General features: G+C 67.6%; 17 protein-coding genes and 2 pseudogenes. 8 read left to right on the forward strand and 11 right to left on the reverse strand.

Going from position 1 to position 16585, the window contains the following annotated elements; genetic code table 11:
- Positions 1 to 59: 59 nt before the first annotated feature.
- Both OHB12_RS23190 and OHB12_RS23195 read right to left on the reverse strand, forming a co-directional pair.
- Positions 60 to 503 carry a DUF3151 domain-containing protein gene (locus OHB12_RS23190; protein ID WP_327110689.1) on the reverse strand — a complete coding sequence of 148 codons (444 nt, stop codon included), beginning with the start codon at positions 501 to 503 and terminating at the stop codon, positions 60 to 62.
- Between the two features lie 529 nt (positions 504 to 1032).
- Positions 1033 to 1569, reverse strand: coding sequence for a hypothetical protein (locus OHB12_RS23195; protein WP_327110690.1), 537 nt, complete (start codon positions 1567 to 1569; stop codon positions 1033 to 1035).
- A 1123-nt stretch (positions 1570 to 2692) separates the two neighbouring features.
- On the opposite strand from OHB12_RS23195, the gene OHB12_RS23200 reads away from it, so the two are divergent.
- A complete protein-coding gene (locus OHB12_RS23200; protein ID WP_327110691.1) occupies positions 2693 to 3661 on the forward strand; it encodes an Rv0361 family membrane protein in 969 nt (322 codons plus the stop codon).
- A gap of 117 nt (positions 3662 to 3778) precedes the next feature.
- Positions 3779 to 4831 carry a fused (3R)-hydroxyacyl-ACP dehydratase subunits HadA/HadB gene (locus tag OHB12_RS23205; RefSeq protein ID WP_327110692.1) on the forward strand — a complete coding sequence of 351 codons (1053 nt, stop codon included), beginning with the start codon at positions 3779 to 3781 and terminating at the stop codon, positions 4829 to 4831.
- A 2-nt stretch (positions 4832 to 4833) separates the two neighbouring features.
- Here the strand turns inward: OHB12_RS23205 and OHB12_RS23210 are convergent, their stop codons facing one another.
- Positions 4834 to 6315: a DUF4185 domain-containing protein gene (locus OHB12_RS23210; RefSeq protein ID WP_327110693.1), complete on the reverse strand. Its 1482-nt coding sequence runs from the start codon at positions 6313 to 6315 to the stop codon at positions 4834 to 4836.
- Here OHB12_RS23210 and OHB12_RS36440 point away from each other — a divergent pair.
- Positions 6308 to 6562: pseudogene (locus OHB12_RS36440) on the forward strand (excalibur calcium-binding domain-containing protein); the annotation flags it as partial. The gene OHB12_RS23210 and the pseudogene OHB12_RS36440 overlap by 8 nt on opposite strands.
- Before the next feature lie 17 nt (positions 6563 to 6579).
- On the opposite strand, the gene OHB12_RS23215 reads toward OHB12_RS36440, so the two are convergent.
- Both OHB12_RS23215 and fbaA read right to left on the reverse strand, forming a co-directional pair.
- Positions 6580 to 7698 carry a BTAD domain-containing putative transcriptional regulator gene (locus OHB12_RS23215; protein ID WP_327110694.1) on the reverse strand — a complete coding sequence of 373 codons (1119 nt, stop codon included), beginning with the start codon at positions 7696 to 7698 and terminating at the stop codon, positions 6580 to 6582.
- Between the two features lie 32 nt (positions 7699 to 7730).
- A complete protein-coding gene (gene fbaA, locus OHB12_RS23220; RefSeq protein ID WP_327110695.1) occupies positions 7731 to 8765 on the reverse strand; it encodes a class II fructose-bisphosphate aldolase in 1035 nt (344 codons plus the stop codon).
- A 299-nt stretch (positions 8766 to 9064) separates the two neighbouring features.
- Here fbaA and OHB12_RS23225 point away from each other — a divergent pair, with 299 nt between their 5' ends.
- Positions 9065 to 9721: a DedA family protein gene (locus OHB12_RS23225; RefSeq protein ID WP_327121359.1), complete on the forward strand. Its 657-nt coding sequence runs from the start codon at positions 9065 to 9067 to the stop codon at positions 9719 to 9721.
- 10 nt (positions 9722 to 9731) lie between these two features.
- On the forward strand, positions 9732 to 10424 hold the full coding sequence (locus tag OHB12_RS23230) for a DedA family protein (RefSeq protein ID WP_327110696.1): 693 nt from the start codon (positions 9732 to 9734) through the stop codon (positions 10422 to 10424).
- Positions 10425 to 10435: 11 nt separating this feature from the next.
- Here OHB12_RS23230 and OHB12_RS23235 read toward each other — a convergent pair whose 3' ends face one another.
- The 3 genes and pseudogenes from OHB12_RS23235 to OHB12_RS23245 all read right to left on the reverse strand — a co-directional run bounded on the left by OHB12_RS23235 (position 10436) and on the right by OHB12_RS23245 (position 13103).
- Positions 10436 to 11524 carry a glycoside hydrolase family 76 protein gene (locus OHB12_RS23235; RefSeq protein WP_327121361.1) on the reverse strand — a complete coding sequence of 363 codons (1089 nt, stop codon included), beginning with the start codon at positions 11522 to 11524 and terminating at the stop codon, positions 10436 to 10438.
- Positions 11525 to 11792: 268 nt separating this feature from the next.
- A pseudogene (locus OHB12_RS23240) lies at positions 11793 to 12005 on the reverse strand (TrmH family RNA methyltransferase); the annotation flags it as partial.
- Between the two features lie 9 nt (positions 12006 to 12014).
- Positions 12015 to 13103 (reverse strand): GlxA family transcriptional regulator, encoded by a 1089-nt coding sequence (locus OHB12_RS23245; RefSeq protein WP_327110697.1) that lies wholly within the window; start codon positions 13101 to 13103, stop codon positions 12015 to 12017.
- Between the two features lie 94 nt (positions 13104 to 13197).
- Here OHB12_RS23245 and OHB12_RS23250 point away from each other — a divergent pair, with 94 nt between their 5' ends.
- A complete protein-coding gene (locus OHB12_RS23250; protein WP_327110698.1) occupies positions 13198 to 13515 on the forward strand; it encodes a hypothetical protein in 318 nt (105 codons plus the stop codon).
- Between the two features lie 53 nt (positions 13516 to 13568).
- On the opposite strand, the gene OHB12_RS23255 is transcribed toward OHB12_RS23250, so the two are convergent.
- Together OHB12_RS23255 and OHB12_RS23260 are read right to left on the reverse strand one after the other, a co-directional pair.
- Positions 13569 to 14255 carry a TrmH family RNA methyltransferase gene (locus tag OHB12_RS23255; protein ID WP_327110699.1) on the reverse strand — a complete coding sequence of 229 codons (687 nt, stop codon included), beginning with the start codon at positions 14253 to 14255 and terminating at the stop codon, positions 13569 to 13571.
- A gap of 44 nt (positions 14256 to 14299) precedes the next feature.
- On the reverse strand, positions 14300 to 14641 hold the full coding sequence (locus tag OHB12_RS23260; RefSeq protein WP_327110700.1) for a DUF4190 domain-containing protein: 342 nt from the start codon (positions 14639 to 14641) through the stop codon (positions 14300 to 14302).
- A gap of 153 nt (positions 14642 to 14794) precedes the next feature.
- Here OHB12_RS23260 and OHB12_RS23265 point away from each other — a divergent pair, with 153 nt between their 5' ends.
- Positions 14795 to 15373, forward strand: a complete 579-nt coding sequence (locus OHB12_RS23265; RefSeq protein WP_327110701.1) for a Uma2 family endonuclease — start codon at positions 14795 to 14797, stop codon at positions 15371 to 15373.
- Between the two features lie 62 nt (positions 15374 to 15435).
- Positions 15436 to 15882 (forward strand): hypothetical protein, encoded by a 447-nt coding sequence (locus OHB12_RS23270; protein ID WP_327110702.1) that lies wholly within the window; start codon positions 15436 to 15438, stop codon positions 15880 to 15882.
- On the opposite strand, the gene OHB12_RS23275 is transcribed toward OHB12_RS23270, so the two are convergent.
- Positions 15866 to 16585, reverse strand: a complete 720-nt coding sequence (locus OHB12_RS23275; protein WP_327110703.1) for a lysoplasmalogenase — start codon at positions 16583 to 16585, stop codon at positions 15866 to 15868. The genes OHB12_RS23270 and OHB12_RS23275 overlap by 17 nt on opposite strands.

A 16585-nucleotide genomic window follows, 5' to 3' on the forward strand; every position in this document is an offset into this window, starting at 1 on the left:
CCCGTCACCCGACCGCCACCCCTCATTGAATCGCTGCGCGATGCTGCGATCACTACGGCTCAGTCGAGGCCGAGCTCTGCGGCCGCACGAGGGTCGCAGTCTTCCAACAGGTCCAGGCAGCGCGCGTACTCTTCGGTCTCGCCGATCACCTTCGCCGCGCGGGCCAGCGCGCCGACGCTGCGTAGGAACCCGCGATTGGGCTCGTGGCTCCACGGCACCGGACCGAAGCCCTTCCAGCCGTTGCGGCGCAGGAGGTCGAGGCCGCGGTGGTACCCGGTGCGCGCGAAGGCGTACGCGGCGACGATGTCGTGGTTGACCGCCTCGTCCAGGCTTTCGCCTCGGGTCAGCGCCGCCTCCGCGAGGTGGGCCCAGGCGATCGAGGCGGCGGGATGGTCGGCCGCGACCCGCACCGGATCGACGTTGTCGAGGAGCGCATCCTCGGCATCGGAGATTTCGGGTAGCAGTACCGGTTGCGGTCCGAGTAGGTCACCGAACGAGGTCATGCGCTTCATTGTGCACCGCTGATCGATTTGCTCGATGGGCGGCTGCCTCGCCTTCGCTCGACCCGGCGCGGGCTGACGACGGACCTCGCCCGACCATGCCCAAAATGCGGCCGCCGCACCTTCGCTCGGCCCGGCGCGGGCTGATGACGGACCTCGTCCGGCTGCGCCCATTAGGCTAGCCGTCGAGTTCCACTGTTCCGCCTGAGCGAGGGGTGTGCGTGTCCGACGCGAACGACCAGAAGAACCCGGCGCGGGATGGCGCCCGACCGGCCGACGCGGCTGGGGCCGACGCACGCCCCGATGCCGTCACCGAACGTGCCCCGATCGCCGGGGCGGGCGACCGGGCTGCTCCGGCCCCGCCCACCGAGCCGATCGCGCAAACGCCTGCAGGGAAGCGGCCAGGTAGATCGGCGCGGGGATCGACCGGCACCGCGCAGTCAGGCAGCGAAACCGCCGGGCGCGGTGCGAAACCTGGTGGTGCGGACGAATCCGGAGCAGGCACCGGGAGTGCGCCGACGCCCGCCGTGCCTCAGGTCAGCACCTCGGATCGGACCGGTGCGCTCGGGACTTGGTCGGCTGGCGCCCGGAAGGGTGCGAACTCGACGACCTCCGGATCGGCGTCCGCGAAAAAGGCGACCGGCGCCGCGAGCTCCACCAACCCACCGGCCTCGGATCCCGCATCTACCCCGAACGACCCCGCTTCCGGTTCAACCTCCGGCACGACCGCCTCCGGACCCGCGGGCGCCACGAACTCGCCGTCATCAGGACCGGCGGCCAGCACGACCTCGCCGGAACCGGGATCCGCGGACAGCACGAACTCACCCACGCCGAGTGCGGCAAACGCAGCCCGCCCCGGATCGACAGGCCCGAATACGCCCGCCTCCGGACCAAAAGGTGGGGCGAGCGCCGCCGCAACCGAATCGGCGGGCACACGCACACCTGCCTCCGGCCCCCCGGACAGCAAGAGCACCCCGACTGCCGCGACAACGAGCTCGAACCCACCCGCCTCAGGACCGGCAAGCCAGACCAACGCAACCACCCGCGGATCGACAAGCTCGACGCGCACACCTGCCGCCGGAGCGGCAGGCGGGGCGAATCAAGTCGAGCCCCGATCGACAGGCCCGAACGCACCCACCCCTGGACCAGCGGGTAAGGCAAACACGGCCGCACCAAGAACAACTAAAACAGGCACACCCACCCCCGGACCAGCAGGCAAGCCAAACACGGCCGCACCAGAAACGACCGGAACAGGCACACCCACCTCCGAATCAGGCGGTACCGGCAAGGAGGACTCGCCGGGCGGTACCCCGGACGCGGCGACAGGCGCGGGACAACGCTCCGCATCAAGCGGAGCTACCGCCTCAGCACCGACCGGAGCCCCGACGGGGCGTGCCGCCGACCAGAGTGCGGACGCGAAACCCGCGGCAACCGAGCCGACTTTCCCAGCGACCGGCACAGCGAAGCAGGAGGCAACGGGCGGCGGCACGTCCAGGTCCACCGCAGCAGCATCGCGGGCCGGGTCCACGCCGAGCCGACCAGGAGCCGAGGCGCCAACCGAGGTCATCAAGCGAGACCAAGCGAGCTCCGAGGCACCACAAGATGCCACGCCCGGCTCGACGCCATCGGGCAGGCCTGCTTCGAAAGGTGCTGCGGCGCAATCGAACAAGCCCACCAAGGGCGGTGCGGTGCCGTCCGGATCGGGCGGAAACGCCGGACAGTCCGGCGCGGCAACCGCCGGTGCCGCGGGAGCAGCCGCCATGACGGCTGATTCCTCGGCCGGCGACACCTCGGCTACTGAGACCGCGTCGACAAGCGCTGACGCGACACCGCGCGGTTCCACGTCAGCCGGCTCCACGGCTGCCGGTGCGGCGGGCAGGTCCACGTCCCCGAGCGGTCCCGCGTCGACGGATGGCGCCGAGTCCGCGGGGAGTCCGGCACCAGCCGGTGGTCCCCCCACAGCAAGCGGTGCGGCGCCCGGGACCGCAGCCGACAAAGCCGCGGCGACCGGCAAAGCCGCATCCCCGAGCGGTTCCCGGTCGCCGGGTAGTCCCGCATCTACGAGCAGTTCAGCCGCTCGAAGCGGCGCGGCGGCAGGCGCCTCCGGGACTGCGGGCGCAGAGGCGGAGACAGCGGCGATCCCGCAGAACGATTCGGGGCAGGCGGGCGGCGGGGATGCCGCGACGGTGGTGATGCGCAGGCCGCAAACGCCGAGTGAGCCCGGTGGCCCGGAGGCAGACAAGGCGCAGGCCGAGACGCCCGCGGCGGAGGATGATCAGAACCCGCCTGGTTCGGACGCGGTGACCATGGCGATGCCCGTGGTCAACCTGGACGACGCGCAGACCGTCGCGCTGCCGATCCAGCGGCCCGCCGACGGTGGTGGCAAAGCAGGTACCGATCGCGTGGTCGCGCCGGCGGCGGGGCCGGTGCCGATCACCAAGCCGCCGAGCACGCCGCGTCCGGCGTCCGGGCCGAAGCAGCCCGGACCGCAGGGTCCGTCGGCACACCCGCAGCATGCACCGGGGCCGGTCGGAGAGACTCCGCAACGCCCACCGGGCAAGGCGCGGCAGGGGTCGACAGCCCCCTCGCCGGCAGACGTCCAGCAGACCGTGCCCGCGCAGTCACTCGCGGGCCCCCGCCCGCCACAGCCTCGGCAGATCGCCCAGCCCCAGCGCATCACCCCGCCACCGCGGACCCCCTCCGACACCCCCACGTCGACCGCACGATCCAATCGGTGGCTGATCGCCGCGGGCGCGGCGGCCGTGCTGGTGATCGCGCTGGTCGCGGTGATCGTGGCGCTTGTCACGAACTCCGACAACTCGCCAGAGGCGCAGGTCCGCGCCGCCATCACCGACTACGCCCAAGCACTGAAGACCGGCAATCTGGTCACCCTGCGCGAGACCACCTGCGGTCCGCTGCACGACTTCTATCAGGGCATCCCCAATGACCAGTTCGCCGGCGTGCACACACTGTCGGTGGAGCGCAGAAGCATCCCGGTGGTGGACAGTATCGATACCATCCGCATCACCGACGACACCGCCATCGCGCAGGCCACGGTGTACACCGAAGCCGACCCGACGAAGCGGTCGGCCCGCACTTTCGACCTGCAGCGAACCGACGACGGATGGAAGGTCTGCGACCCGCCCTCCAGCACCCAGTAAAGACCTGGGAACTCGATAGCAAACACGCATCGATGTCTGGTCGCGCACGTCACACTTACCTGGTCAATGGTCCGGTTCGCCAGTAGCATGGCCCGGATCATGGGCAGGGAACAAACGATGACGCGGACAGACTTCGATGACGTTGTGATGCTGGAGCCGGAAGGACAGCGGTTCCGGGCACGCGATCATTACGAGGTCGGCCGGGAGAAGGTCCGCGAGTTCGCCCGCGCGGTGCAGAACCACCACGGGGCGCATCAGCGGGAAGCGGACGCCCGCGCGCTCGGCTACGAGGGGATCATCGCGCCGCCGACCTTCGCGTCGGTAGTCGGCATGAGCCGGACGAGGGCGCTGCTCGTCTCGGTGCTCACCGACTACGATCTGTCCCAGATCCTGCAGACCGACCAGGTCTTCGAGACCTACCGGCCGATCCTGGCCGGGGACCGGCTCGGCTGCGAGATCGTGATCGAGTCGATCCGGAAGTTCGGCGACAACGACTTCATCGTGGTGCGGTTCGCGCTGACCAATCAGCACGGCGAGGTCACCATCGTCGGATCGACGACGATCGTCGCGCGCCGCGGCGCGCAGGTCGACGCGAACCTCGACCACGTGGCCGAGAACATCATGATGCACGGGCATTCGAACGAACCCGACATGGCCGCACCAGATCTGGCCCACAACGATGTGCTGGTCCCGCTCGGTGTCAGCCCGCTGACCGAACCGACCGATCATGCGATCGCGCCGGTGCGGACGGTGCCCGCCTTCGACGAACTCACCGTCGGCGACCAGCTGCCCGGCGGCACATTCCGGCTGACCCGCGGCGACTTGGCCAACTACGCTGGCGTCTCCGGCGACGCCAACCCGATCCACTTCAGCGATCACGCCGCGCACCTTGCGGGTCTGCCGACCGTCGTCGCGCACGGCATGCTGACGATGGGCCTCGCGGGCGGCTATCTGACCTCCTGGCTGGGCGATCCGATCGCCATCCGGAAGTTCAGCGTGCGCTTCTCCGGCTTCGTCCCGGTCGCCGCGAACACGGCGAGCACGGTGGACTTCACCGGCCGGGTCAAATCGCTCGACCCGCACACGCGAACCGCGACCATCCTGCTCGGCGGCACCTCCGAGGGCCGCAAGCTATTCGGCCGCGCGCTCGCCGAGGTGCGGTTCACCTAGGATCACTCGCCCAGCACGGCGTGCATCAGGTAGACGTTGTAGTCGCTCCAGGTCGAGATGGTGAAGTAGAAGTCCGAGCCGGACGACCACGGGTGGATGAATCCGCCGTACAGCTCCGGGTAGTCCAGCACGGTCACCGTCGGCGTGCTCTCCGACCATACGCCCTGCGGTGAATTCGCCTCGCGGACGACGATGGCGGCCTTGGCCGTATCCAGATAGCTCATCTGCCAGACGTTGCGGGCGGCGTCGAAGCGGACCGAGAGTTCACCGACCGGACCGTTCACAATCGATGTGGCCGAGTCGAATCCGCCGACCGGCGTCCAGCCGCCGTCGCGCCAGTACTGGTAGGCAGTGGTGTTGAGGATCTGGTCCTTGAGCACCCTGGCCAGGCCGACCGCGCCGAGGCGAGTGTTTGGCGTGCCGAACATGTACACGTGATCGCCGTGCGGAACCATCGCGCTCACTTGGAAATTCGCGAGACCGAAGATGTTGTCCCAGCGGGCGTGCGGGTCCTTGGTCCACGTCTGGCCGTGGTCGTCGGAATAGGCGATGCCGCCGTAGTTGGTGAAGAACGTGCCGGGGACGCTGTTCCAGGTCCGAATGGACATGTAGCTCAGGTATTGTCGGTCGCCCACCGCGAAACCGGAGGTGGGGATCGTGGTGACCTCGACGTTGTCGAGCTTGCGGCTGGAGAGCACCTCGGCCGCGTGGCACCGGCCGTCGGTGACCATGCGGTCGTAGGTCATCCCGTCGGCCAAGTCGCGGTCGGTGCTGAAGGCGAGCACGTTGCTACGCCAATCCATTCCCATGCCGCCCGGCGGATGGAAGCCGCGCCCGACCGTGTCACCAAACGCGGTCGCGATCTCACCCGGCGCGCTCTCCCACATGATGCCGAGATCGGTGCCGTCCACCTGCCAGCGCTTGTCCGTGCGGTTCACCGAGTTCGCGCCGGTCAGTTTGGCCACCTCGCGCACCGCCGCGATCCGCGGCGCGGGCCGGGCAGGCGACTGTGCCGCGGTCTCGACCGGTGGCTGCACCGGCGCAGGCGGCGGAGGCACCAGGCCGGGATCCGGGCCGGGACCGGGAATCGCGAAGTGGAAAGGCTTGAGATTCAACAGAATCTCCGGAATTCCGACCAGCGCGCCGAGTCCGGGTGGCGCATCGGGCAGGTCGGTGAGATCGGGGCACGGATTGGCGCACGGGTCCGGCGGCAGCTCCGTCCGCGTCCGCGTCGGTGTGGCGTCCGGCGGCTGCGGCGGGAGCACAGTGATCACCGGATACGGAATCGGCACCTCGAGCGTCTTGGGCACCAACGGCTCATGGGCTGTCACCGGGTCGGTCGCGCACGGTCCGGTCCCCGGCACTCCGACCTCACGGTCGGAGCCAGGCGCCTGCGGCGCCGCGGCGGCAGGTCGGTCGGCGTACAACAACGCCCCCGCCCCGACCACAACCACGCCTACCGCGGCCATCCATCGCATGGCCATAGGTACCCCTCGAAGTCCGTCGGACACGTACCAGCGGACCGACCCTACCCTGTTCGGCTACCGAAACCGGCCTACCGACACGTCCGGCGCTGGGACCGAGGACCCGAAGACAACGATCTCACCGCCAGAGGAATCCGAGAAGCGGTCACAGAAGATCTGCACCGACTGCGGCCAGGTCCGCGCGGCGGGCGTCGGGCCGCTGCAGCGCGGACAGTCCGGCTTCGACGCGCGACTGGATCTGGACGGCGACGGGATCGCCCGCGATCAGTGCACGGCCTCGAAGGTCAGGATCGTCGCGCCGATGCGGATCAGGTCGCCGTCGGCCAGCAGCGCGCCGGTGTCGACGGAGTTGTCGTTGACGTACACGCCATTGGCCGAAAGCAGATCCTTGATGAGCAGCCCGGCCCGGCTCGGCATGATGTGCGCGTGGTAGCGGCTGACCTTGGGATCCTCCAGGACGAGGTCGTTGTCGGTCATCCGGCCGATACGGATACCGCCCCGCGCGATCGCCACCACGCGGCCGTCGGCCATCCGTAACCGCCCGCTGCGCACGGCGCGCGGCAGCTCGGTGACGGTCTCGGTCATCGCCGCGGCCATTCGTTCGACCTGGCGTAGTTCGACCGTGTTCAGCGGCTCCTGCCGCAACACCCGCTGTTCCAGATCGACCAGTGCGGGCCCGGGATCGATGCCCAGCTCGTCGGCCAGCACCGTACGCACCCGCCTGCACGCGTCCAGCGCGTCGGCCTGGCGTCCGGACAAGTACAGCGCGCTGATCAGCTGACCCCACAGCGGTTCGCGCAGCGGATGCTCGGTCGTCATCGCGACCAGCTCACCGATCACCGAAGAAGCACGCCCACAGGCGATTTCGGCGTCGATTCGGGCCGAGGCGGCGAGCAGCCGCTCCTCGTCCATGGCGGTGGCGAAACCGTCGGCGAACTGCAGACCGGCCAAATCGGCCAGCGCCCGGCCGCTCCACTCGTGCAACGCCGAGCCGAACAGTCGCGCGGCGCCCGCGTGATCGCCGATCTCGGCGGCGCGGGTGCCCGCCTCCCGTGCCGCCTCGAAACGCCCCAGATCGCAGGCGGTATCAGCGATCTCCAGCCGGTAGCCGGCGGACTCGGTACGCAGCACCTGCGCCGGGTCCACACCCGAATTTCGCAGCGCCTTGCGGATATTCGAGACGAACACCTGCAGGCTGGCGGCGTAGGATTCGGGCGGATCCTCGTTCCACACCATGTCGGCCAGCGCGGCCGACGACACCGCACGCCGCCGATTCACGGCGAGCGCGGCAAGCAGAGCTCGCGGTTTGGGCCCGCCGACCGCCACCGGCTCATCGCCGACGAGCAGTCGCACGGGCCCGAGCACGCGCACATCCAAACTCATGTGCTTCAAGCCCCCCGAAGGGTCTAATCGGGTCAGGCGCTGATCGAACGTCCTGCGGACTTCAGATCATTGCACGCCTCGAGGACTCGCGCCGCCATCGCCGACTCGGCCTTCTTCAGGTAACCGCGCGGGTCGTATGCCTTCTTGTTGCCGACCTCACCGTCGATCTTGAGCACGCCGTCGTAATTGGTGAACATGTGCCCGGCGACGGGGCGGGTGAACGCGTACTGAGTGTCGGTGTCGACGTTCATCTTCACCACACCGAAGCGCAGCGAGTCCTCGATCTCGGACTTCAGCGAGCCCGAACCGCCGTGGAAGACGAAGTCGAATGGCTGCGCGTCGGCGTCGAGGCCCAGCTTGGCCGTGGCAACGCGCTGGCCCTCGGCCAGCACCTCGGGCTTGAGCACCACGTTGCCCGGCTTGTACACACCGTGCACGTTGCCGAAGGTGGCGGCGAGCAGGTACTTGCCGTTCTCGCCCGCGCCGAGCGCGTCGATGGTCTTCTCGAAGTCCTCAGGTGAGGTGTAGAGCTTCTCGTTGATCTCGGCCTCGACGCCGTCCTCTTCACCACCGACGACGCCGATCTCGACCTCGAGGATGATGTTGGCGGCGTGCGTCGCCTTCAGCAGTTCCTTCGCGATCTCCAGGTTCTCGTCGATCGGGATCGCGGAGCCATCCCACATGTGCGATTGGAACAGCGGGTTCCGACCGGCGTTCACCCGCTCCTGGGAGATGGCGATCAGCGGCCGCACGAAGCTGTCGAGCTTGTCCTTCGGGCAGTGGTCGGTGTGCAGCGCGATGGTCACGTCGTACTTCGCGGCGATCACGTGCGCGAACTCGGCCAACGCGACCGCGCCGGTCACCATGTCCTTCACACCCTGGCCGGAACCGAACTCCGCACCGCCGGTGGAGAACTGGATGATGCCGTCACTGCCCGCATCCGCGAAACCCTTGATGGCCGCGTTGATCGTCTCCGACGACGTGCAGTTGATGGCCGGGAAAGCGAAGGAATTGGCTTTGGCCCGACCGAGCATCTCGGCGTAGACCTCCGGACTCGCGATGGGCACAGTAAGACCTCCGTGTTGTTGCGGCAATAGACCTATTTTGTCTGCCATCACCCTAAGGCAGCAGTGTTCGTCCTGGTATGCAGGGAGGGAGTGCGGAGTTGACCGGCGGGTATTTTCGCGCACAGCGAGAGGTTTCTCAGGTGGAGCCGGTACTGTGGGGCCGGTAATTGCGCTGGCAGCTTCCGACGCGGTGGTAAGCAAGGCAGGCCAGCCGTTTCGGGACAGGAGGCCACGTGATTCTGCAGGCAGCGACGGAATCGGTGACGAGCAACCTCGCGCTTACCGAGTTGCTCGACCCGATGCACCTGCTCACGGAGACGTGGCTGAAGAACGCGGTGCTCCCGGCGATCCTGGTGATCGTCTTCATCGAGACCGGTCTGCTCTTCCCGATCCTGCCCGGCGACTCGCTGCTGTTCACCGGCGGCCTGCTGGCGGCGCAGCCGCATCCTCCGGTCTCGATCTGGGTACTGGTGCCCGCCGTCGCGCTGATCGCCTTCGCCGGTGACCAATGTGGGTATTGGATCGGCCGGGCGATCGGGCCCGCCCTCTTCCACAAGGAGGACACCCGCTTCTTCAAGAAGCACTACGTGACGGAGACGCACGCGTTCTTCGAGAAGCACGGTCCCAAGACGATCATCCTGGCCCGGTTCGTGCCGATCGTGCGGACCTTCATGCCGGTGCTGGCCGGTGTGTCCAAGATGGACTACCGCAAGTTCGTCGCCTTCGACATCGTCGGCGCGATCCTGTGGGGTGGCGGCGTCACGGTGCTCGGTTACTTCCTGGGCAACGTCGCCTTCATCCGGGACCACGTCGAGGCGATCTTCCTGCTCATCGTGTTCGTGTCGATTCTGCCGGGCGTCATGGCGATAGGGCGGAAACTGCTCGACCGCGGCGGACCCGAGGCGGAAGCGGCCGAGGCCGAGCTGGCCGCCTCGACGAACGAGCCGACCCGCTGAGCAGGTGTCCATGGCGTCGTCGCCCCTAGCTGTGGGCAGTTTCGATCCGCTGATGTCGGCGGGCCCCGTGCTCGTCTGGACAGTGGTGTTGACCTTTGTCTTCCTGGAATGCGCTGTAATCCTCGGGCTATTTCTGCCTGGCGACTCCATGCTGATCACCGCTGGCATCGTGATGGCGTCCAACGCCTCCAACGAAGCGCACGTGTGGGCGCTGTCGCTGGGTGCGATGGTCGCGGCCATCGCGGGCAACCAGGTCGGATACGTGATCGGCCACCGGACCGGTCAGCATCTGGTCGCCCGCAAGGACGGCAGATACATCAACGTCCGCAACCTGCAACGGGTGGCGGAGTTGTTGCACCGGCACGGGTTCGTCGCGGTGCTGATCGCCAGGTGGATTCCGTGGGTGCGCACGCTGTGCCCTTCGGTCGCGGGCGCGGCACGGATGGACCACCGCAAGTTCACCGTGGCCAGTACCGTCGGCGCGATCATCTGGGCGCCGGTCCTGCTGCTGATCGGCTACTACGCGGGAAGCTTCCTGGAAGGGATCCCGTGGCTGATGCCGATCGTGATCGGCACGCTGGTGGTCGGCCTTGTCATCGGGACAGTGCTCGGTGTGCGGCACTACCGGCAGGAAATGTCGCGGCCCGTGGAGGATTTCGCGATGGAGGGCGCGCCGAGCGCTCTGCTGGAGACCGAGGGGTGACCGCGAGGTGGTCAGAGGCCCGCTGCGCTGACCAGGTATGCCGCCTCCATGAGCAGCCAACCGGACAGCTGCACGGACAGGTCGCGTTCGGGGACCTTGGATGAGGTCACCGAACCACCGGAGGTGAAATATCCGGCACCCGCACTGCCGCCGGGAAGTTTCGCGGGCCTGCTCCAGTCGTGCCCGAACAGCGGCTCGCCCTCGACATCGAGCCGATTCGCCCAGGCCGCCATGGCGGACGCGCGCACCATCGCGGCCGCCGCACGGCGATCGGCGACCTGCTGACGGTCCTCGCCCGGCAGCATCACCGCGACCAGCGCCAGATAGCGGACCAGGATGCCATTGAATAATCCGCCGTCGCCGCCACCGCCGCCGTTCACGACGCCGCCGGTGGTCATGTGTTCCTCGACAGCGGCGAGCAGCCGGTGCACGCGCTCGGTGTGGCGAGGCTCGCCGGTCTGCACGGCCAGCTCGGTCTCCAGTCCGAGCACCACACCCTGGCAGTAGGTGAAAACGGGACGTTCGATCTCGCCGGAAGGCAGATGAATGCCGTCGAGGATCAGCCCGGTCCCCACGTCATGCAGCGTCTCGTCCAGCCAGTCGGCCATCTCCTGGGCGCGCTCGATCCGTCCGAGTCGCAGTAGCGCGATAGCGGCGGGCCCGTTGGCGGGCGCGTTGAAATAGTCCGATCCGATGCGCCAAGGCAGGCCGCCACCGATCTCCGGCTTCCAGCCCGCGTGGAGCGCTTTCTCCAACGCGACCAGTGCGCTGCGCGCCACACTGATGCCCAGGATGCGCTCGGCGCGTTCGAGCGCGATCGCCAGCCAGGCCATGTCGTCGTAGTAGCTGTTGGTCCAGCCGGTGATGTTGCGGATCCGATGCGAGCGCGCGAGGGCGGCAATCCGCTTGCGGCGCACCAGAGTCGGCACTCTGTTCGCAGCGTCGGTCACGCAGTCGATCAGATGTGCCTGCCACCAGTAGTGCCACGAGCCGAAAAACCGCTCCCGCTTGGTGGCGGGCCACCCGACGACCCCCAGTTCCGTGCCGGGCAGCGCCCACAGCGCACGCAGGTGGCGCGAGACGATCGCGGATTCGGCCATATCCGCCCGTTCGGACCACCGGGTCGGGGACACCGCCGCGTCTCCGACCGCCTGGGAACGACTGATCGGCGGACGCGGTGCTGCGGGCTGCGGGGCCTGATCCCCGTTCTGCGCGCGCGGCACATCGATATCGTCGCTCCGCGAGGTCATGGGTCAATAGTGCCAGCCGAGAACGGATTTACGCGCCCGATTTGTTACAGAAGTGATGTGAAATCGTGCCGGTGCGGCTCGACGCAGGAAGATCTCCTGTTCGCGGCGTGTCGCCCGCTCACCACGCCGTCGCGCGGTCGGCGTGTCGACGGATCCACGCGTGCATCGCGATCCCGGCGGCCACGCCCGCGTCGATGCTGCGGGCGGAACCGAACTGCGCGATCGACACCATCATCGCCGCCGCGGCTCCGGCGTGCTCGGTGAGGCCCGGGCCCTCCTGACCGAACAGCAGCAGGCAGGCCCGCGGCAGCACAACCACCTCCAGGGAGACGAAGAATAATCACCGAGCCCGTGCCTGCACCACATTCCGGGTCGACTCGGAACCCAATTTGCGCGACCTCTCAGTCCATGACGTCAGCACAGGGAGACCGGTGACGCGCATCTCCGCGATCGACATGCCCCGGCGGCGGCGAGCGAGTTCACGCAGAGGGTTTGTGCTGAGATAGCCCACCCTGTTCGCCACCGCGTCGACAGTCAGCGACGTTGTCCGTAGCAGCTGCGCGGCATGTTCCAATCGGATGTCGTCCACGAATTCTTTGGGCGACATACCGAGTTCGGCCTGGATGACTCGCTGCAGAGTGCGTTCCGTTACACCCAGTTCGCCTGCTGTGGAAGAGATCCGGAATTGTTCGGAGAGATGATCACGGACCCATCGCTCGAACTCTACGATCACGGGATTACTCCTGGCCACTACCTCGGGCAGGAGGAAGTTCGCCTGTGTCTGCCGGTTTCCGATCGTCAAGTACCGCGCGACCAGTTGGGCAAGCGCGGGACTCCTGTCATTCAACAGTGACAACGCCAGATCCAACTGGAACAGCGAAGCCGCCGCTGTGGTGACACGATCGCCGTGGCACAGCGGCTGTTTCTCGTCGAGACTGACCTGCGGATATCGATGACGGAAGCTCGGGCCGAGCCACCAACTGGTTGTTGCCGTCGATCCGTCCAGCACTCCCGCTTCGGCCAGAAAAAAAGTCCCCGTGCACGCCGCGGCAAGGTGGGCTCCATTATCGTAAGCGCGCCTGAGTCGGTCCAGGACCGGCTGCATCGGCGGCGACGATACCAGTTCGATAAGCCCTTCCGGGCTCATCACACTCACCGCAGGCACGATTATTCTGCTGAGTTTCGCCGGCGCATCGGGGAAAGGAAGTGTCGGTACTATATGCCCCTGGCCGGTGCGGACACTGTCGCCAAGTGACACGGTCCCGACATGCCACGCCATGGGCGGGGGATCGAGCTCCTCACGCAGCACGTTCGCAACACCCAAGACATCGAGGAGAGCAGCCAAACTGAAGTCAGCCACTCCGTCCACAACGAGGATCACGACATCCATGTGGGAAATGGCACCTGATGTGCGGTTCGTACCGCTCATGCTTTACCAGCCTACTCCCCCGACGACTGCCTCGAAACGTACTCGAGCGTCGTGAGATGTACGTTCGAGGAGCTGGCAGGATGCCCGCTGGCGCATGGTATTGCCACTTGCCTACGGATACTTGCGCGACGATTTACTCGGTGATTGCGACTCGGATTCCAGTGAAGACCGACTGCGGAACACCGCCAGGTCGCTCGGATACGAGCTGGGTGCGGTGTTCCGTGAACCCGCACCACAGAACGCGATGCTGCCGCCGGCATTCGTCGATCTCGTCCAGGAATGCCGACGAGCTGCAGCGCACGTGGTGATAACCCTGCGTGGACACATGTCGGATATGGCCGTGTGCCGGATGGTGCTGCTGACAGTCCTCGACGTGCGAGCCGGCGCCACGGTACACGAAGTCGAGGTATGAACAACGATGGGGCAGTCGACCTGTTCGCGGCAGCGAGCCGTCGTGCCTCCCGATCACCACGCCGTCGTGGGGTCGGCGTGCTGACGGATCCACGCGTGCATCGCGATCCCGGCGGCCACACCCGCGTTGATGCTGCGAGTGGAACCGAACTGCGCGATCGACACCGTCATCGCCGCCGCTTCTTTGGCGTGCTCGGTGACACCTGGGCCTTCCTGACCGAACAGCAGCAGGCAGGCCCGCGGCAACGCAACCGTCTCCAGGGGGACCGAGCCGGGCACGTTGTCCACCGCCACCACCGTCAGCCCCGCACGTTCCGCGAAGGCCAGCAGTTCGCCGACGTCGGTGTGGTGCTCGATGTGCTGATAGCGGTCCGTCACCATGGCGCCGCGGCGATTCCACCGCCGCCTGCCCACGATGTGCACGGCCGCGGCGGCGAAGGCGTTCGCCGTGCGGACCACCGTGCCGATGTTCGCATCGTGCCCGAAGTTCTCGATGGCGATGTGGAACGGGTGCCTACGACGATCGATGTCGGCGACGATCGCCTCGCGGGTCCAATACCGGTAGGCGTCGACCACATTGCGGCGGTCGCCGCCGGTCAGCAGCTCGGGGTCCAGACGCGGGTCCTCCGGCGGCGGCTCGGCGTGCTCGCTTTCCCACGGACCGACGCCGTGCGGATGCGCGCCCCATTCCGTCGGCCCGGCCAGGTCCTGCTCCGCCGCATCCGGCACTGGGTGATTCACCCTGACGATGCTAATTCCGGCCACCACGCCGACGACGTCCCGGTTCAGTAGCTGGAGCTCGAGCTCCCTTCGAGGACACCCAGCACACCGAGTACCACGACCAGCCCGACGACCAGCAGGCTGAGGATGAGCAGCACCGACGCAATGATGCCGCAGATGTAGCCTGCGTTGACGTTCCCCCGGCCCCCGATGGCGCCGCCCGACGCGTCGATCTCGTTGAGCGCCCGCTTGCCCATCACCCAGGCGAATGGCCCCATCAGCTGACAGAGCGCGAGGCCCAGGATCCCGAGAATCAGAATCGTGGTGGCCTGTGGATGATCCGGGGGCGGTCCGTAGGCACCGTAGGCTTGATAGCCGTACGGCGGCGGCTGCGGGGGGTAGCTCATCAGCAGGATGGTAGTTGGTGTGGCTGGCTACACCACACCAACTACACCCACCACCGCCGCGTGCTGGCGGTATTGCGACTCAGAGGGTGACAACGCGCCGTTGCGTCGGCGGCCTGTGCAAGACTTGGTATCCGTGCGGGGAGGGAGGAAGCGATGACCGTCGAAGTGCACTGGCCTGATCATCTGCTGACCCTGGAGGACTGGATCGCGCTGCCAGAGGACAGCAGTCGTAGTTATGAGCTCGTCGAGGGGGTTCTGGTCGTGTCACCGAGGCCGGTGTCGCAACATCAGCGCGCGATCTGGCGGCTTGCCGCGCAACTGGAACCGCAGCTGCCTCCGACCCACGGCGTACTCACCGAGTCGGAAGTGGTGATCGAGCCCGGCCCATACCCGACTATTCGGGTTCCCGACGTGCTCGCGGTGCCCACGGCGGGCATCGACGCCAACCTGCCTCGTTGGGACGCCGCTGATGTCCTGTTGGCCGTCGAAATCCTGTCCGTCGGCTCGAAGCGCACCGACCGTGTCACCAAGTTCTTCGAGTACGCCGAGGCCGGCATCGAGTATTACTGGCTGATCGACCTCGACGAGCCGGCCAGCCTGACTGCCCACCGTCTGATCGACGGCGAGTACGAGCTGGTCGCCGAGCAGTCCGGCCGGGCGACGCTGGATCTCGCCGGGACTCCGATCACGATCGATATCACCGCGCTGACCAGCAATCGCCCAGGCCGGTAGCGCCGCGGCGCGGGGTGGCGCGCGCCTATCCTGGAGGTCTGGCAGTCTGGGTGAAGGCTGGTATGGATCACGGGCGGATACTGCGGACGGTGCTCGGCGTAACGGCCGTGTATCTGGTGTTGCTCGCGTTCTGGCTGGGCTGGGTGGTGCACCGGACGCCCCCGGGGACCGTGCCATACCAAATCGTGGCGTTGGTCGGGATGTTCGGCTCGTGTGTCGGGATCGGGATGATGCTGGCGGCGCGGCCGTCGAAGGAGGACCGGCAGCTGTGGCGGCACGGGCTGGAGGGCTGGGCGACCGTCGAGCGCGTGCATCCGCTGGAGCTGACCGACCATCACACCGAACTCACCGAGCTCGATCTGGAGCTGACCGTACCTGGCTCCGAAAGTTACCGGGGGACAGTCGTTTTCGATGTAGCCCCGGCCGACAAACCCCGGCTGGTTGTCGGCGAGACCATCTCGATCCGCGTCGATCCCGTGAACCGGGACCGCATCATTCTGGTGCTGTGATCGTCTCCGGAACGGCGACCTTCACATGCACCTTCGGATCGGCGAGCAGATACTGTGCGGCCGCGTAGGTCGCCAGGATGACGCCCTCGGTGACCCGGCGGGCCCGCTCGCCGCGCGTGAACAACCTCCGTATCACGATGAGCCCGTCGGAGACGGTGAACAGCAGCGCGCCCAGCCCTAGGCGGCTGCGCGGATCCGCACCGGCAACATTCACGCCCGCAACGTTTTTCGCCGCGGGTGCCAGTGTGCGGTCCGAGGCCAGCACTGCGGCGATCCCCAGGGTGGCGCCGTACGCCGTGAGCGGCACCGCCACCGACGGCGCCTTCGCCCGTAGCAACCCGGCGGCCCACACCCATGCGGCCACACGCGGCGCCACGACTCCGGCGGTGGGTCGGCCGCCCATCCGCCACCACAGCGTCGAGTAGCCAGCCTGCATCACCGCGAAACTCGACGCGCCCGCGATCAGCCGACGATCGTTGTCCGGGTCGATGAGCAGGATGTCACCGACCGCCGCCGCGCCGAGCGACCCGATCAGCACGGTGCGATCGGCGGGCACCAATTCGGTCCCCTCGGTCGCGACATCGGCCGCGAGCAGGGGCATCAGCAGCGGTTTCGCGATCCACTGCGCCTGCTTCCTCCCGGTGACGGCACCGTAGACCGTGACCGCCGCCGCGGCGAGAAATCCGGCTCGGAACGGCCGCAT

The organism is Nocardia sp. NBC_01730, assembly GCF_035920445.1.
Lineage (GTDB): Bacteria > Actinomycetota > Actinomycetes > Mycobacteriales > Mycobacteriaceae > Nocardia.

Coding starts and splice junctions, on each gene's coding strand:
- OHB12_RS23190 (WP_327110689.1), bottom strand. CDS start 503: ATGACCTCGTTCGGTGACCTACTCGGACCGCAACCGGTACTGCTACCC.
- OHB12_RS23200 (WP_327110691.1), top strand. CDS start 2,693: ATGCGCAGGCCGCAAACGCCGAGTGAGCCCGGTGGCCCGGAGGCAGAC.
- OHB12_RS23205 (WP_327110692.1), top strand. CDS start 3,779: ATGACGCGGACAGACTTCGATGACGTTGTGATGCTGGAGCCGGAAGGA.
- OHB12_RS23210 (WP_327110693.1), bottom strand. CDS start 6,315: ATGGCCATGCGATGGATGGCCGCGGTAGGCGTGGTTGTGGTCGGGGCG.
- OHB12_RS23215 (WP_327110694.1), bottom strand. CDS start 7,698: ATGAGTTTGGATGTGCGCGTGCTCGGGCCCGTGCGACTGCTCGTCGGC.
- OHB12_RS23225 (WP_327121359.1), top strand. CDS start 9,065: ATGCACCTGCTCACGGAGACGTGGCTGAAGAACGCGGTGCTCCCGGCG.
- OHB12_RS23230 (WP_327110696.1), top strand. CDS start 9,732: ATGGCGTCGTCGCCCCTAGCTGTGGGCAGTTTCGATCCGCTGATGTCG.
- OHB12_RS23235 (WP_327121361.1), bottom strand. CDS start 11,524: ATGGCCGAATCCGCGATCGTCTCGCGCCACCTGCGTGCGCTGTGGGCG.
- OHB12_RS23245 (WP_327110697.1), bottom strand. CDS start 13,103: ATGAGCGGTACGAACCGCACATCAGGTGCCATTTCCCACATGGATGTC.
- OHB12_RS23250 (WP_327110698.1), top strand. CDS start 13,198: ATGGTATTGCCACTTGCCTACGGATACTTGCGCGACGATTTACTCGGT.
- OHB12_RS23260 (WP_327110700.1), bottom strand. CDS start 14,641: ATGAGCTACCCCCCGCAGCCGCCGCCGTACGGCTATCAAGCCTACGGT.
- OHB12_RS23265 (WP_327110701.1), top strand. CDS start 14,795: ATGACCGTCGAAGTGCACTGGCCTGATCATCTGCTGACCCTGGAGGAC.
- OHB12_RS23270 (WP_327110702.1), top strand. CDS start 15,436: ATGGATCACGGGCGGATACTGCGGACGGTGCTCGGCGTAACGGCCGTG.
- OHB12_RS23275 (WP_327110703.1), bottom strand. CDS start 16,585: ATGCGGCCGTTCCGAGCCGGATTTCTCGCCGCGGCGGCGGTCACGGTC.